Raw genomic sequence first — 13,835 nt, forward strand, 5'->3', positions numbered from 1 at the left:
GTCATCAGACATCAACGCGTGAGGTTTCGCCAGAGCAGCGCCGGATAAACGGCGGAAGATCCGCTTCGCCGGAAAGATCGGCCAGCACGCTGGGCAACTCGGTCAACGTGGTGACCACGGCGTCCGGCAGCACATCCGTCGGCAACCGCTCGCCTCGGCGATTCAGCCAGACGGCCCGCAGGCCGGCCCGCTGCGCACCGACCACGTCATGAGCCGGGTTGTCGCCGACGTGTACCACCTTCGCCGGGTCCGCTCCGGCGGCAGCACACACCGCCGCGTAGAAATCCGGGGCGGGCTTCTTCGGCACTCCGTCGCAGTGCGCGTACACCTCGAAGGCGAACTCGCCGGCGAGGCCGCAGCGTTCGGCGCGGCTGTTGCCGTTGGTGGCGAGGCCCAGCGTCCATCGTTGGCGCAGGGCGGCCAGCGCCGGCAGCGTGTCGGCGAACGGCCGGGTCAGCGCGAAGCGGCGGGCGAAGAACATCGCGCTGATCTCGTCCAGGTGGGCACCGAGCCCGGCCCGCTCCAGCGACCGGGCCAGAGCGGCCCGCCGGATCTCGGCCACCGGCGCGGCGGCCAGGTCACCGAAGACCGCACCCCAGTCCGATTCCAGGTCTGCGAGAGTGACCTCGACCGCCGCCGGGGTGAGCCGCCGCATCTGCGCCAGTACGACCTCCAGCCCGGCGGTGACGGCCGGCCGCAGATCGACAAGGGTCTCGTCGACATCGAACACCACTGTGGTCAGCATGCCGGACAGCCTGTCACCGCAGGGCCGGCTCGGTAACCTCCGCCCGAGCCGGCTGGACGGGCTTGCGCAGCTCGTCGAGGCGGACCAGCGCCACACCCGCGACGATCAGCAACCCGCCGAGCAGTTGCACGATCGTCGGCAGCTCGCCCAGGACCAGCCAGGCGATCAGGACCGCGAACATCACCTCGGTCAGCCCGACGAACGAGGCCAGCCGGGAACCGAGCACCCGCACCGCGGCGATCCCGGCCAGGTAGGCGACGACCGCGGCCACCAGCGTCAGACCGACGATCGGCACCAGCCAACTGGTCTGCGCGCCGGCGAACTGCACGGTGTCGAAGGTGGCCCGCAGTGGCAGTGCGCCGGTCAGGCCGAGCAGCAGCAGCACTCCGGCGCCGGCGGCCATCCCGCCGCTGGCCATGACCATCGACGGCAGGGCCGGGTCGACCCGGCCGGCGAGCACGAAGTACCCGGCCAGCCCGACCGCAGCGCCAAGTCCCCAGAGGACGCCGACCACGTCGAGCCGACCCGCCCCGGTCAGGTCCAGCACGAAGACCAGCCCGACCACGGCCGCCACCGAGCCGGCGACGGTCAGCCGCCGGGGGCGCTGGCCCTGCACCAGCCAGGTCCATCCGACGACGAGGACGATGCCGAGGTATTCCAGCAGCAGGGCGACGCCGACCGGCAGGTAACGCACGGCGTTGAAGAAGCACGCCTGGGCGACCGCAACCCCGAGTAGCCCGAAGACGCCGATCGAGGTGAGGTTGCGGCGCAGCACCGGCCATCGTCCCCGCAGCACGAGCATTGCCGGCACCATCAGGATCAGGGCGGCGATACCGACCCGGGCGATGACGACCGCCTCGGCCGACCAGCCGGCGTCGATCAGGGATCGGGCGAAGGTGCCTGAGGTGGCGAAGGTGACCGCGGAGAGCAGCGCGAGTGCGAGACCGGCACCCGCGGCGGGCGGTTGACGCATGGGGCTCTCCTTGGCACGACCGCCCGCCATGGGCAAAATAGATTATGCCGATGACGCTAGACGGGGCCACGACAGGAGTCAAGTTGCTTTTCGCCCATGACACCGAGTGTTCGCTCATCGCCGCCGCGGCACTGGTGAACACCGCCGGCTCCGACGGCGAAGGGCTACCGGACGTCGCCGCCCTGGACGCCTTCTACACCAGCCACTCGTACAGCGGCCGGCACGAGCACACCGAGGCCGAGCTACGTGCGGTACGCGCGCTGCGCCCCCGCCTCCGCCGGATCTGGCACGCCGAGGTCGACGAGATCGTGTCGATCGTCAACGCCCTGCTCCGCGAGCACCGGGCGCTGCCCCAGCTCATCACGCACGACACCGAGCCCTACCATCTGCACGCCGTACCCCGGGACGCCCCGCTGGCCACCCGGATCGCGGTCGAGGCGGCGATGGCGATCGCGGACGTGGTACGCGGTGGCGAGCTGCGCCGGCTGCGCATCTGCGAGCACCCCGACTGCGACAACGTGCTCATCGACCTGTCCAAGAACCGATCCCGCCGGTTCTGCGAGGCCGGCTGCGGCAACCGGGCCGCCGTCAGCGCCTACCGGGCCCGCCGGGCCGCCGCCCGCAGCTGAGCGCTGGTGTGCGGCGGCGAGGCGGGCGCGAAGCACCTGCCTCGCCGCAACCGACTGTGGATACGTTTCTTGTCGCTGGAACGACAGCAGATGTACCCACGTCTTCGTCTCGAACGACCGACGCCGGTCAGCGAGCGCGGCCGGCCATCAGCCAGCGGGTCACCACGACCCGGAGCAGCACGTAGCGGCCGTCCGGGCCGTCCACCGTGACGTCCCAGCCGTCGTACCGGCGGCGAAGCGCCTCCACCACCTCGGGTGGGAACGGCCGGCGGACGATGCTCGCCTCGCCCTCGGCGACAACCGGCGCATCACCGTCGGGCAGCGCCAGCGACACCCGAGGATCGGCGGCGACGTTGCGTACCTTCCGGTTGCGCTCGCCGGTGCCGATCCACCACTCACCCTCGACGTAGTGGAACCAGACCGGCGTCAGATGCGGCGAGCCGTCCGGCCGCAGCGTGCAGATCCAGACGACCCGCTCCCGCGCCAGCCGCTCCAACACCTCCGCGCCGGGCAGGGCGGTCACGTCCGGCGCGGCGGCGCCGCGACAAAGACCCGCCAGGCGTACGCGTCAAAGCTCAGCACCGCCCCCGCCGAATCCTTACTGTCCCGCACCCCCACCACCCCAGGCAGGTTCGTCGCCACCTCGACACACTGGTCGCTGGAACCGCTGCGGCTACTCTTACGCCACTGCGCATCGATCAGTTCCACGACTCCGCGATCTCCTTCAGCAGTTGTGTCGACTCCTGCGGCGGCAACGCCGCGCCGAGAGTAGCCTCCCAGACCCGTTGGAGCATCGACAGATCCGACGCCTGATCCAGTTCTCGGCCACCGATTTGACCACCGAGATACGCGACATCGGTCCCGTCGCGGAACCTGGCGAGGATGAACGGACCGTTGAGACCCGGGTACTCATCGGCCGACAGCGGCACAACGTGCAGTCGAACCGAGGGGTGGTCGGTGCCGATTTTGATCAGATGTCTCGCCTGGTCGAGCATCACCTTCCGACCACCGACCCGCCGCCGCAGCGCGGACTCGTCGAGCACGAACACCGCTCGCGGCGGATGCTCGTGACATAGGACAGCCTGGCTGGCCATACGGTCGGCCAGGCGCTCCTCTCGCTCGATACGGCTCAGCGAGTCATCAGCCTCGAAGATCGCGCGGGCGTAGGGCTCGGTCTGGAGCAGACCCGGCACCCGCACCGGTTCGAACCATCGCAACGCCTGCGCCTCTTCGAGGATGGCGCGCCAGCCGCGTAACCAGACCTGGGCTTTGTCGAGGGCTACCAGGTGGGTGAGCATTCGGCCGTAGAGGCCATTGGTGTCCAGGGCCTTGTCGAACTGTTCCAGGTACTTCGGGGTGGGTGGCTGCTGGCCCAGTTCCACCGCACTGACCATCGACGGCGAATAGTTGACGGCCTTGGCCAACTCTTCCTGACTCCAGCCCCGCCGGATCCGTGCCCGGCGCAGCTCCGCGACCAGGAACGCTGCCGCCGTCGTCTGCCCACCCGCCATGTCCAGCCGCCCTCCAGGAACCGGTCGATCGACTCCAGCGCCACGCCACCGGTGACCCGGCCCTTCTGCAGTAGGCCTCGGACAGCAGGCACGAACACTTCCGACCGTAGTGGTGTTGTCAGCAGACTGTGAAGCGCGACGCCCGCCGCTCATCCCCCGAGCGCGGCGTCGAGGTGGGACCGCCCGCTCCCCCGGCCGGGCGGTCCCACCGCCGGGGCGATGACGCAAGCGACTCAGCTCGACAGGAAGGCCGCGCCATGTCCCGGACCGCGCCCATGACCCCTCGAACCGCACCCCGAAGCGCCCCGGAACGCTTCCCCGACCGAACCCGAAGCGCTTCTCGGGCCGAACCTCGAACCGTGTCCCGGGCCGAACCTCGAACCGTGTCCCGGGCGGCTCGTCCGGGCGCTGGTGGTCGAGGATGACGGCCCCGACCGCGTCGCGCCGGGCACACCTGCCGTTGCGGCCGCTCTGGCTCTGCCGGGTCTGCGCGGCGCCCTGGCCGTGCGCCGCCGCGCGGCTTGATCTCGTCGCCGAGTACGCCGATGACCGGATCGCGCTCAGCGTCTACCTCTGCGCGGTGCTGCACGAGGCGGCCGCCGACCTGTACCGCCTGAACCCGCAGGACGGTCCGGATCCGGCGGCGCTGTTCGCCCGCTTCCTCGCCTGGGCACCCCGGCGTCGCCCAGCCGACGAATGAACGACTCGTGTTGCGGCATCCCGGCCCATCCGGGCTGCTGATGACCGCAAGATGCCGCAACTGGAGTCGATCAAGCCAGGCCTGATCGGGCGAGACGGTCAGGCCGGGCAGCTCGGATGAACGGGCCGGACCAGCGGACGGGCCGGTGGGTTCGGCGAACGGACCAGCGGGCCGGGCACGGCGGCTCAGGGGTGGGTCATGCGGAGCAGGTCGAGCGCCTCCTCCAACTGGGTCTCGGAGAGCTTGCCGGAGTCGAGGTGACCTCGCGAGATCACCACCTCCTTGATGGAGATCTGCTTCGCCAACGCCTCCTTGGCGATCGAGGCGGCCTCGTCGTAGCCGAGGTGACGGTTGAGCGGGGTGACGATCGACGGCGAGCCCTCGGCGTACGACAGGCAGACCTCGGCGTCCGCGACCAGGCCGACCACGCACCGGTCGGCGAGCAGGCGGCTCGACGCGGCGATCAGCCGGATCGACTCCAGGATGTTGCGGCCCATCACCGGCAGCATGACGTTCAGTTCGAAGTCGCCCTGCGAGCCGGCGAAGGCCACCGTCGCGTCGTTGCCGACCACCTGCGCGCAGACCTGCCGGACCGCCTCGCAGACCACCGGGTTGACCTTGCCGGGCATGATCGACGAGCCCGGCTGGAGGTCCGGGATGCGCAGCTCACGCAGGCCGGCGCGCGGGCCGGAACCCATCCAGCGGATGTCGTTGGCAATCTTGTAAAGCCCGACGGCGACGGTACGCAACTGCCCCGACGTCTCGACCAGGGCGTCCCGGGCACCCTGCGCCTCGAAGTGGTTGCGCGCCTCGGTCAGCGGCAGCCCGGTCGAGGCCCTCAGCTTCTCGATCACCCGGGCGGCGAAACCGAGCGGAGTGTTGATGCCGGTGCCGACCGCCGTGCCGCCCAGCGGCAGCTCCGCCAGGCGCGGCAGTACCCCCTCCAACCGCTCGATGCCGTAGCGGACCTGGGCGGCGTAGCCGCCGAACTCCTGCCCGAGCGTCACCGGAGTGGCGTCCATCAGGTGGGTACGTCCAGCCTTGACGACGGTCTCGAACTCCTCGGCCTTCGCCTCCAACGCACCCGCCAGGTGAGTCAGCGCCGGGAGCAGATCCCGTACGACGGCCTCGGTGGCGGCCAGGTGGATCGAGGACGGGAACACGTCGTTGCTGGACTGCGACGCGTTGACATCGTCGTTGGGATGAACACTGCTGCCCAACTCCCGCCCGGCCAGGGTGGCGATCACCTCGTTGGTGTTCATGTTGGACGAGGTGCCGGAGCCGGTCTGGAACACGTCCACCGGGAACTGGTCGTCGTACCCGCCCTCGGCCACGTGCGCGGCGGCCGCGGCGATCGCCGCCGCCACATTCGCGTCGATCACGCCCAGGTCGCCGTTGACCTCAGCCGCCGCGCCCTTGATCTGGGCCAGCGCCCTGATCTGGGCCGGCTCGATGCCACGGCCGGAGATCGGAAAGTTCTGCACCGCCCGCTGGGTCTGAGCCCGCCACAGCGCCTCGGCGGGCACCTCCACCTCGCCCATCGAGTCGCGTTCGATCCGGTAGCCGGTGCTCTCTGGAGTCGTCACGCGTACCATCCTGCCCCGCGCCGCGACGACCTGCAGATGATCGGCTGAGCCGGTGACGCTCAGCGCCTACCGATGGTGAGGACCGGTTTGGTGACCTCGGCGAAGAAGTCGTTGCCCTTGTCGTCGACCACGATGAACGCGGGGAAGTCCGCCACCTCGATCTTCCAGACCGCCTCCATGCCGAGTTCCGCGTACTCCAGGACCTCGACGTGCTTGATGCAGTCCTGAGCGAGTCGGGCCGCCGGGCCGCCGATCGAGCCGAGGTAGAACCCGCCGTGCTGCTCGCAGGAGCGGGTCACCTGCGCCGACCGGTTGCCCTTGGCCAGCATCACCATCGAGCCGCCGGCGGCCTGGAACTTCGCCACGTACGCGTCCATTCGACCGGCGGTGGTCGGGCCGAACGAACCGGAGGCGTAGCCCTCCGGGGTCTTGGCGGGGCCGGCGTAGTAGACGGCGTGGTCGCGCAGGTACTGCGGCATCGGCTCGCCCGCGTCCAGCCGTTCGGCGATCTTCGCGTGCGCGATGTCCCGGGCCACCACCAGCGGGCCGGTCAGCGACAGCCGGGTCTTCACCGGGTACTTGGACAACTCGGCGCGGATCTCGTCCATCGGCCGGTTGAGGTCGACGCGGACCACCTCGGTCGCGTCCAACTGCGCCTCGGTGACCTCGGGCAGGAAGCGGGCCGGGTCGGTTTCGAGTCGCTCCAGCCACACGCCCGACGGGGTGATCTTGGCAACCGCCTGCCGGTCGGCCGAGCAGGAAACGGCGATGGCCACCGGGCAGGACGCGCCGTGCCGGGGCAGCCGCACCACCCGCACGTCGTGGCAGAAGTAGCGACCGCCGAACTGCGCGCCGATACCGAAGTTGCGGGTCAACTCCAGCACCTCCGCCTCCAGCTCCAGATCCCGGAAGCCGTGCGCGGTCATCGAGCCGGCGGTGGGCAGGGCGTCGAGGTACTTCGCGGAGGCGTACTTGGCGGTCTTGAGTGCGTACTCGGCGCTGGTGCCGCCGATCACCACCGCCAGGTGGTACGGCGGGCAGGCGGAGGTGCCGATCAGCCGCAGCTTCTCCTCCAGGAACTGCATCATCCGCGTCGGATTCAACAGCGCCTTCGTCTCCTGGTAGAGGTACGACTTGTTGGCCGAGCCGCCGCCCTTGGCCATGAAGAGGAACTTGTACGCGTCCGGGTGGCCGTCCGGGTCGTCGGCGTACAGCTCGACCTGCGCGGGCAGGTTGCTGCCGGTGTTGCGCTCCTCCCACATGGTCAGTGGAGCGAGCTGCGAGTAGCGCAGGTTCAACCGGGTGTACGCCTGCCACACGCCCCGCGAGATCGCTTCCGCGTCGGTCCCATCGGTGAGCACGTGCCGGCCCCGCTTGCCCATCACGATCGCGGTGCCGGTGTCCTGGCACATCGGCAGTACCCCACCGGCGGCGATGTTGGCGTTACGCAGCAGGTCCAGCGCGACGAACCGGTCGTTAGGGGAGGCCGCCGGGTCATCGATGATCGACCGTAGCTGGGCCAGGTGGGCGGGACGCAGGAAGTGCGCGATGTCGTGCATCGCCTCGGCGGTGAGCGCGGTCAGGGCGGCCGGTTCGACGGTCAGGAACCGCCGACCACCCGGGCCGTTGACCACATCGACGCCCTCGTCGGTGACCAGGCGGTAGTCCGTCTGGTCCGGACCGGTCGGCAGCAGCGGGGCGTACGCGAAATCGGCACCGCTCACGACGACACTCCGCTTCGCTTCGTGCCGCCGTGAGGCACCATCGCACTGCGCTGATGATTCGCTCGCTGCCGCTCGCTCATGACGGCAAAGCCTAGGGCAGAGAGTCTGGTCCGTCCCACCCCCGGGGGGCCCGGTCACTTACCGGGGTCAGGGGCGGCGCACAGCTCGTTCTTCGGACCGCAACTGTCCTGCGGCTGCGGCACCGCTCCGCTGCCGGCGGGCCCCGGGTCCGCCCCGTCGGCCTCGCCCGGCGTGCCGCCGGCCGTCGCGCCGAAGCGGACGTACCCGATCTCCCGGCCCTCCCCGATCACCATGCCGGCGGGGCCCACGGCGAGGGCGTTCGCGGAGGTACGCAGCACGGCCAGTTCCCGCCCGGTACGCGGATCGAGCGCGACCAGCCGGTTGGGCTTCTCGTCGGCGACGATCGCCGCGTACGGGGTGAGGGCCGCATCCGCTTTCTTCCCCGCCGGCCGCTTCCACCGGGTGCGCTCGGCACCGAGTTCACGGGCGGATACGGCGCCACCGTCGGCGGTGCGGACCAGCGCGTACCGGTCGTCGACGGCGAGCACCCGTTCGCCGTTCGCGGTGACCAGCAACAACCGACCGTCGTACGCGTCGAGGACCGCCTCCCGGCCGTCGGGCGACACGCCGAGCAGCACGTTGCGGGCACCGTACGGGTCCTCCCGCTGCACGCAACCGGCGCTGTCGGCGGTGCGGAGGTTGAGTCCCGACTGCTGCCACGCCTCCTGGCCGGTGGCCGAGTCCCGACCGGAGATGCCGTAGTAGCAACTGCCGTCCTGTGACCGGGCGGTGATCCGCAGCAGGCGCCCGCCGATCACGGCGAGCCGTTCCTCCCGACCCGGTTCGACGTTCTGGAGCACCCGGCCGGTGGCGGTGTCCACCACGTGCACCCGGCCGTCGACCGGGAAGCCGAGCAGCGGCGGCACCGCCTCCGGGCCGGCCACCTCGCCGTCGATCCGGTTGCCGCCGAGCCGCCGGGTGTCGAGCAGATTCGGGTTGTCGGCGAGCAGTCCGGTGCTGACTCCGGGCAGGAACGCGGTCCACAGCGGAGTGGTGCCGCGCGGGTCCCAGGCACTCAGCGTGCAGTCGGTGGCCTCCACACAGCGGGCGTCCAGCAGCAGGTTGCGGTAGGTCCAGACGGCCACCGCGTCGTCGTCGCGGCGGCGGGTCACTCCGGTGCCGGGGTCGAGCACCTCGTACCCCTTGACCAGCAGCTTGCCCACGACGACGACGGCTTCCTGCCCGGCGCCGGTGACCGCGCTCCAGTCGGCCTTGCGCTCCCACAGCTGCGTGCCGGCGGCCAGGCTGCGGGCCTCCACCCGGGTGCGCTGCTCGATCACGACGCTCTGCCCGGCGATGGTGACGCTGCGCGGGGTGCCACCGATACGTTGCTGCCAGACCACGTCCGGCTGGGAGATCGGTTGGGGCCGGTTGACCCAGTCCCACATGGTGGGGAACGGATTCCAGACTCCGGTAGCGGCGAGCACCACCACCGTGATCAGGCCGAGCAGCAGCCAGCTACGTACGCCGAGGCCGCTCCCCTTCGCCACCGGGACACGGTAGCCAGCCACGCTCGCCACCGCCCGCACCACCCCGCGTGTCGCGCCGGGAAGATCGCTTAGGCCGCACCGCCGGCACCGCGAGGACCGGCCACAGGAGCAGCGTCGCGATGGCCGAGGCGGCCCCCGCGCCGGCCATCACCACCCCCGGGGAAAGCACCTCGCTCAGCGCGCCGGCCCCGGCGGCGGCCAACCCCTGCGCCGCCATCATGCCGGTGTTGACCAGTCCGAACGCCTGCCCCCGGCGCGCCTCGGGTACCGCGTCGAGGAACCGCCGGGCCAGCCCGAGCTGGTAGGCGAAACCCGCGGTCGCCACCGCGAACAGGACCGCCGCGGGCAGCAGCGCCGGCCGGGCCAGGAACGCCAGCATGGGTACGCCCAGCAGCAGCGCGAGCCACGGCGTCAGACGTTCCCGCCGGGCCGGCGCGACGAACCGCCCCACCAGCAGGTCGCCGACGAGCATGCCGCCCGCACCGGCCATCAGCAGGACGCCGGCGCTCGCACCCGGGCCGAGGTCGGCCGCGTACGGCACCGCCACTCCCTCGGCACCGACCAGCAGCGAGCCGGGCAGCCACTGGGCGAGCAGCAGGCCACGGATCCGGCGATCCGCCAGGAGCTGCCGGTTGACCCGCAGGGTCTCCCGGAACGCGCCGGTTCTCGGGCCGCCGCCCGTCCGGCCGACGCGGGCGGGACGAGGAGTCAACCCGAACCGCACCAGCAGGGCGGAGAGGCCACAGGTCACCGCGGTCAACCAGAGCGCGCCGTACGGGCCGACCAGTCCGAGCAGCAGACCACCGACGGCGAAACCGGCCACCTGCGTACCCCCGGCGGCCACGGTGAGCAGCGAACGACCCAGCACGTACCGGTCACCGTGCAGCATCTCGGGCAGCAACGCGGTACGGGACGCGCTGCTCACCGGACCGAAGAGGGCCACGACGGCGACCAGGCCGAGCATCGCCGACGGGGAGAGCACACCCGTGGCGAGCACCGCCACCGTGGCCAGCCGCGCCAGGTCGTAGCCGACGATCAGGGCGCGGGCGGGCCATCGGTCGGCCAGGGCCAGCAGGAACAGCCCACCCAGCGCGTGCGGCAGGAATCCGGTGACGTACGCGAGCGCGGCCAGCAGGCCGGAGCCGGTGCGCTCGTAGACCAGCACGGAGAGGGCGAGCATCTTCACCGTCTCGCCGATCATGAAGATCCCGTAGCTGGCGAAGACCACCCGGAACTCGGCGACGGCGAAGACGTCCCGGAAGGTGGCCTGCCGGTCGGCCACCTTCGGCGCTTTCATGCTGGTGTCGTCCACGCCGCTCAGCCTGGTGGCACGCGCCGGGCCGCTCTATCCTTTCGCTGGAGAGCGAAAGGTCGGGGATGCGGATCGAGGTCACCCCGGCGGACGTGGCAGCCAGCCGGTACGCCATCTCGCCGCTGGGCGAGGCGGTCTGGGCGCTGCGCGTGCACGCCGGCCAGCACGCCGTGCCGGGGCTGGCGCCCTGGGTGGCCCGTACCCGACCGGTGTTCGAGCGGCTGCGCCGGGACTTCCCGGCGGTGGGCGCGCTGATGGCGCTGCTGCGCCGGGGCGGCTACAACGCCGACTTCATCCAGCCGCCGCCCGCCGGCACCGGTCGCACCTTCGCCGACGAGCTGGCCGTGGTCCGGGCCACGCCGCTCGGGCAGGCCCGTGACGAGTTGTCCCGCAATCTCGCCGGACTGCCCACCCCACCGGCGTACGCCCGCCGCATCTACGACGCGCCGGACGTCGTGCACCGGCTGGCCGACGCGATCGAGGCGTCCTGGACGGCCCTGGTACAGCCGGACTGGCCGCGACTGCGGGCCGTGCTGGAACGGGACCTGGTACATCGCGCGGGCCGCCTGCTCGCGTACGGCTGGGGGGCCGCCGTGGCGGACCTGGACCCGAGGCTGCGCTGGGTCTCCGGCGGCGGCCTCGGCGCGATCGAGGTGGCCGACCGCGACCCCCGCAGCTACTCGTTGGACGGCCGGGGTCTGCTCTTCATCCCCACGGTCTTCGGCGTGATGATCAACTATGTCGAGCCGCCGTGGCCGTTCGCGATCGTCTACCGGGCCTCCGGGGTGGCCGAGCTGCTCGGGCCGCCCGACCCGGGCCGTCCCGAGGACGCCCTGGACCGGCTGGTCGGGCGGTCCCGCGCGGCGGTGCTGCGGGCGCTCGCCCTGCCCGCCACGACCAGCCAGCTCGTCGTGCAGCTCGGGATGAGCCTGGGCGGCGTCGGCGACCACCTGTCGGTGCTGCGCGACGCGGGCCTGATCACCCGGGTCCGCTCCGGCCGGTCCGTCCGCTACCGCCGCACTCCCCTCGGCGACACGCTTGCGGAGAACTGACCGGACTCACCGCACCGCCGAGCGCAGCAGTGGAAGGACCCGGTAGGGGATCTGCTCGGCGAGCGCGATGATGGTGGAGGCGCGGGTGATCCCCTCGTACGCCACGATCTGGTCGATCACCCGCTGCAGGTCGGTGTTCGAGCGGGCCACGATCCGGCAGAGCAGGTCGCCCGAGCCGGTGATGGTGTGCGCCTCCAACACCTCGGGGATCGCCGCCAGGTGCCGGGTGACCGGGTCGTGCCCGTGCCGCTGGCTGATCTCCAGGGTGACGAAGCTGGTCACCGTGAAGCCGAGCGCGGCCGGGCCGAGGTCCGGCCCGAAGCCGGCGATGACGCCCCGGCCGACCAGCTTGTCGAGCCGCGCCTGGACGGTCCCCCGGGCGACCCGGAGCCGGCGCGAGCACTCCAGCACGCCGATCCGGGGTTCCTCGGCGAGCAGTTCGATGAGTCGCACGTCCAGCTCGTCGAGCTGGGCAACCTGACCAGTGTTCATGCGTGAAGACCATACCGTTTGTGCAACCTGACCAGCGTACGCCGTGAGGGTTGCCCAGTGCGCCCGGTCACCGCGATGCTCGGCACACAGCACACGATCCCGTCGGCCCACCAGGCCGGCCGGTACGCGAGGGAGGCCACCATGACCCAGGCGATCGACCGACCCCAGCCGACCGAGGAGGTGGACGTCGACGCTCTCGTCGGCGCCGTCGACCACGACACCAGCAAGGACCCGTTCCCGGTCAAGGGCCTCGACTACGTGCATTTCATGGTGGGCAACGCCAAGCAGGCGGCGCACTACTACTCCACGGCGTTCGGCATGACCTGCGTGGCGTACCGGGGGCCGGAGCAGGGCTACCGTGACTACGCCGAGTACGTGCTGACCAGCGGTTCCGCCCGTTTCGTCTTGACCGGCGCGGTACGCCCCGACGCACCCGGCGCCGAACACGTGACGAAGCACAGCGACGGCGTGATCGACATCGCGCTGGAGGTGCCGGACGTCGACGCGGCCTACTCGCACGCCGTCCAGCAGGGCGCCAACGGCCGGACCGAGCCGACCGACCTGACCGACGAGCACGGCACGGTCCGCTTCGCGGTCATCGACGCGTACGGCGACACCCGGCACACGCTCGTCGACCGGTCCCGCTACACCGGTCCGTTCCTGCCCGGCTTCGTCGCCCGCGGCCCGATCGTGGACCGGCAGCCGATGATCGACGCCGGCATCCAGCCGAAGCGCTTCTTCCAGGCCGTCGACCACGTGGTCGGCAACGTCGAGCTGGGCCGGATGGACGAGTGGGTCGAGTTCTACCGCCGCGTCATGGGCTTCACCAACATGGCCGAGTTCATCGGCGACGACATCGCCACCGACTACTCGGCGCTGATGAGCAAGGTCGTCGCGAACGGCACCCGCAAGGTGAAGTTCCCGCTCAACGAGCCGGCCATCGCCAAGAAGAAGTCGCAGATCGACGAGTACCTGGAGTTCTACCGGGGCCCCGGTGCCCAGCACATCGCCGTGGCCACCAACGACATCCTGGCCAGCGTGGACGCGATGCGGGCGGCCGGCGTCGACTTCCTGGAAACCCCGGACTCGTACTACGACGACCCGGAGCTGCGCGCCCGCATCGGCGAGGTACGCGTACCCATCGAGGAACTCAAGTCCCGCAAGATCCTGGTCGACCGGGACGAGGACGGCTACCTGCTGCAGATCTTCACCAAGCCGGTGCAGGACCGGCCGACCGTCTTCTTCGAGCTGATCGAGCGGCACGGCTCGCTCGGCTTCGGCAAGGGCAACTTCAAGGCGCTCTTCGAGGCCATCGAGCGTGAGCAGGAAAAGCGCGGCAACCTGTAACACTGTCGAGCGTGACCCAGCCCCCACCCCACCCCACGTCGCCGGCGGGTGGCGGCCCACCGATCGGTGGGCCGCCACCCGCCGCCGTGACGCCCCGCCGCCCACCGGCCTCCCGCCGCAGTACGCCCCACCCCCGCAGGTTGGGCCGGCTCGCCACCCCCACCGGGCGTCCCCGGTGGCCCGCCGCCCGGCT

14 protein-coding genes are annotated in these 13,835 nt (G+C 71.2%); 4 read left to right on the forward strand and 10 right to left on the reverse strand.

Translation table 11 applies throughout. The features are described from left to right. Positions 1-4 precede the first annotated feature (4 nt). Positions 5-745 carry an HAD family hydrolase gene (locus ENC19_RS19590; RefSeq protein ID WP_164448578.1) on the reverse strand — a complete coding sequence of 247 codons (741 nt, stop codon included), beginning with the start codon at positions 743-745 and terminating at the stop codon, positions 5-7. 13 nt (positions 746-758) lie between these two features. Next, a complete protein-coding gene (locus ENC19_RS19595) occupies positions 759-1,718 on the reverse strand; it encodes an EamA family transporter (protein WP_164448579.1) in 960 nt (319 codons plus the stop codon). An 83-nt stretch (positions 1,719-1,801) separates the two neighbouring features. Here ENC19_RS19595 and ENC19_RS19600 point away from each other — a divergent pair, with 83 nt between their 5' ends. After that, positions 1,802-2,347 carry a CGNR zinc finger domain-containing protein gene (locus ENC19_RS19600; protein WP_164448580.1) on the forward strand — a complete coding sequence of 182 codons (546 nt, stop codon included), beginning with the start codon at positions 1,802-1,804 and terminating at the stop codon, positions 2,345-2,347. A gap of 127 nt (positions 2,348-2,474) precedes the next feature. Here ENC19_RS19600 and ENC19_RS19605 read toward each other — a convergent pair whose 3' ends face one another. Genes ENC19_RS19605 through ENC19_RS19615 form a run of 3 tightly spaced genes read right to left on the reverse strand, consistent with a single transcriptional unit; the run spans position 2,475 to position 3,858 of the window. After that, positions 2,475-2,870 (reverse strand): pyridoxamine 5'-phosphate oxidase family protein, encoded by a 396-nt coding sequence (locus tag ENC19_RS19605; protein ID WP_164448581.1) that lies wholly within the window; start codon positions 2,868-2,870, stop codon positions 2,475-2,477. Next, positions 2,867-3,055 (reverse strand): DUF397 domain-containing protein, encoded by a 189-nt coding sequence (locus tag ENC19_RS19610; protein ID WP_164448582.1) that lies wholly within the window; start codon positions 3,053-3,055, stop codon positions 2,867-2,869. The genes ENC19_RS19605 and ENC19_RS19610 overlap by 4 nt, the downstream gene beginning before the upstream one ends. Continuing rightward, the gene (locus tag ENC19_RS19615) at positions 3,046-3,858 is read right to left on the reverse strand and encodes a helix-turn-helix domain-containing protein (protein WP_164448583.1); all 813 of its coding nucleotides are present in this window, start codon (positions 3,856-3,858) and stop codon (positions 3,046-3,048) included. The genes ENC19_RS19610 and ENC19_RS19615 overlap by 10 nt, the downstream gene beginning before the upstream one ends. Positions 3,859-4,279: 421 nt before the next feature. Here ENC19_RS19615 and ENC19_RS19620 point away from each other — a divergent pair, with 421 nt between their 5' ends. Further along, positions 4,280-4,558: a hypothetical protein gene (locus tag ENC19_RS19620; RefSeq protein WP_164448584.1), complete on the forward strand. Its 279-nt coding sequence runs from the start codon at positions 4,280-4,282 to the stop codon at positions 4,556-4,558. Between the two features lie 185 nt (positions 4,559-4,743). Here the strand turns inward: ENC19_RS19620 and ENC19_RS19625 are convergent, their stop codons facing one another. The 4 genes from ENC19_RS19625 to ENC19_RS19640 all read right to left on the reverse strand — a co-directional run bounded on the left by ENC19_RS19625 (position 4,744) and on the right by ENC19_RS19640 (position 10,736). Next, complete coding sequence (locus ENC19_RS19625) at positions 4,744-6,153, reverse strand: class II fumarate hydratase (protein WP_166458807.1); 1,410 nt, start codon at positions 6,151-6,153, stop codon at positions 4,744-4,746. A gap of 50 nt (positions 6,154-6,203) precedes the next feature. Beyond that, on the reverse strand, positions 6,204-7,868 hold the full coding sequence (locus ENC19_RS19630) for a fumarate hydratase (protein WP_164448586.1): 1,665 nt from the start codon (positions 7,866-7,868) through the stop codon (positions 6,204-6,206). Positions 7,869-8,002: 134 nt separating this feature from the next. After that, on the reverse strand, positions 8,003-9,439 hold the full coding sequence (locus ENC19_RS19635; protein ID WP_164448587.1) for an outer membrane protein assembly factor BamB family protein: 1,437 nt from the start codon (positions 9,437-9,439) through the stop codon (positions 8,003-8,005). Next, complete coding sequence (locus ENC19_RS19640) at positions 9,408-10,736, reverse strand: MFS transporter (RefSeq protein ID WP_164448675.1); 1,329 nt, start codon at positions 10,734-10,736, stop codon at positions 9,408-9,410. The genes ENC19_RS19635 and ENC19_RS19640 overlap by 32 nt, the downstream gene beginning before the upstream one ends. An 80-nt stretch (positions 10,737-10,816) precedes the next feature. Here ENC19_RS19640 and ENC19_RS19645 point away from each other — a divergent pair, with 80 nt between their 5' ends. Beyond that, complete coding sequence (locus tag ENC19_RS19645) at positions 10,817-11,803, forward strand: ArsR/SmtB family transcription factor (RefSeq protein ID WP_164448588.1); 987 nt, start codon at positions 10,817-10,819, stop codon at positions 11,801-11,803. 6 nt (positions 11,804-11,809) lie between these two features. Here the strand turns inward: ENC19_RS19645 and ENC19_RS19650 are convergent, their stop codons facing one another. Beyond that, complete coding sequence (locus tag ENC19_RS19650; protein WP_164448589.1) at positions 11,810-12,295, reverse strand: Lrp/AsnC family transcriptional regulator; 486 nt, start codon at positions 12,293-12,295, stop codon at positions 11,810-11,812. 141 nt (positions 12,296-12,436) lie between these two features. Between ENC19_RS19650 and hppD the strand changes: the two genes are divergently transcribed. Continuing rightward, positions 12,437-13,642 carry a 4-hydroxyphenylpyruvate dioxygenase gene (gene hppD / locus ENC19_RS19655; RefSeq protein WP_164448590.1) on the forward strand — a complete coding sequence of 402 codons (1,206 nt, stop codon included), beginning with the start codon at positions 12,437-12,439 and terminating at the stop codon, positions 13,640-13,642. Positions 13,643-13,835: the final 193 nt, after the last annotated feature.

This window comes from Verrucosispora sioxanthis, assembly GCF_010560025.1.
Classification (GTDB): domain Bacteria; phylum Actinomycetota; class Actinomycetes; order Mycobacteriales; family Micromonosporaceae; genus Micromonospora; species Micromonospora palythoicola.

Bases quoted from the DNA above. Each gene is read 5' to 3' on its own strand.
- ENC19_RS19650 (WP_164448589.1), bottom strand. From the start codon at position 12,295: ATGAACACTGGTCAGGTTGCCCAGCTCGACGAGCTGGACGTGCGACTC.
- ENC19_RS19615 (WP_164448583.1), bottom strand. From the start codon at position 3,858: ATGGCGGGTGGGCAGACGACGGCGGCAGCGTTCCTGGTCGCGGAGCTG.
- ENC19_RS19625 (WP_166458807.1), bottom strand. From the start codon at position 6,153: ATGGTACGCGTGACGACTCCAGAGAGCACCGGCTACCGGATCGAACGC.
- ENC19_RS19620 (WP_164448584.1), top strand. From the start codon at position 4,280: ATGACGGCCCCGACCGCGTCGCGCCGGGCACACCTGCCGTTGCGGCCG.
- ENC19_RS19640 (WP_164448675.1), bottom strand. From the start codon at position 10,736: ATGAAAGCGCCGAAGGTGGCCGACCGGCAGGCCACCTTCCGGGACGTC.
- ENC19_RS19595 (WP_164448579.1), bottom strand. From the start codon at position 1,718: ATGCGTCAACCGCCCGCCGCGGGTGCCGGTCTCGCACTCGCGCTGCTC.
- ENC19_RS19645 (WP_164448588.1), top strand. From the start codon at position 10,817: ATGCGGATCGAGGTCACCCCGGCGGACGTGGCAGCCAGCCGGTACGCC.
- hppD (WP_164448590.1), top strand. From the start codon at position 12,437: ATGACCCAGGCGATCGACCGACCCCAGCCGACCGAGGAGGTGGACGTC.
- ENC19_RS19590 (WP_164448578.1), bottom strand. From the start codon at position 745: ATGCTGACCACAGTGGTGTTCGATGTCGACGAGACCCTTGTCGATCTG.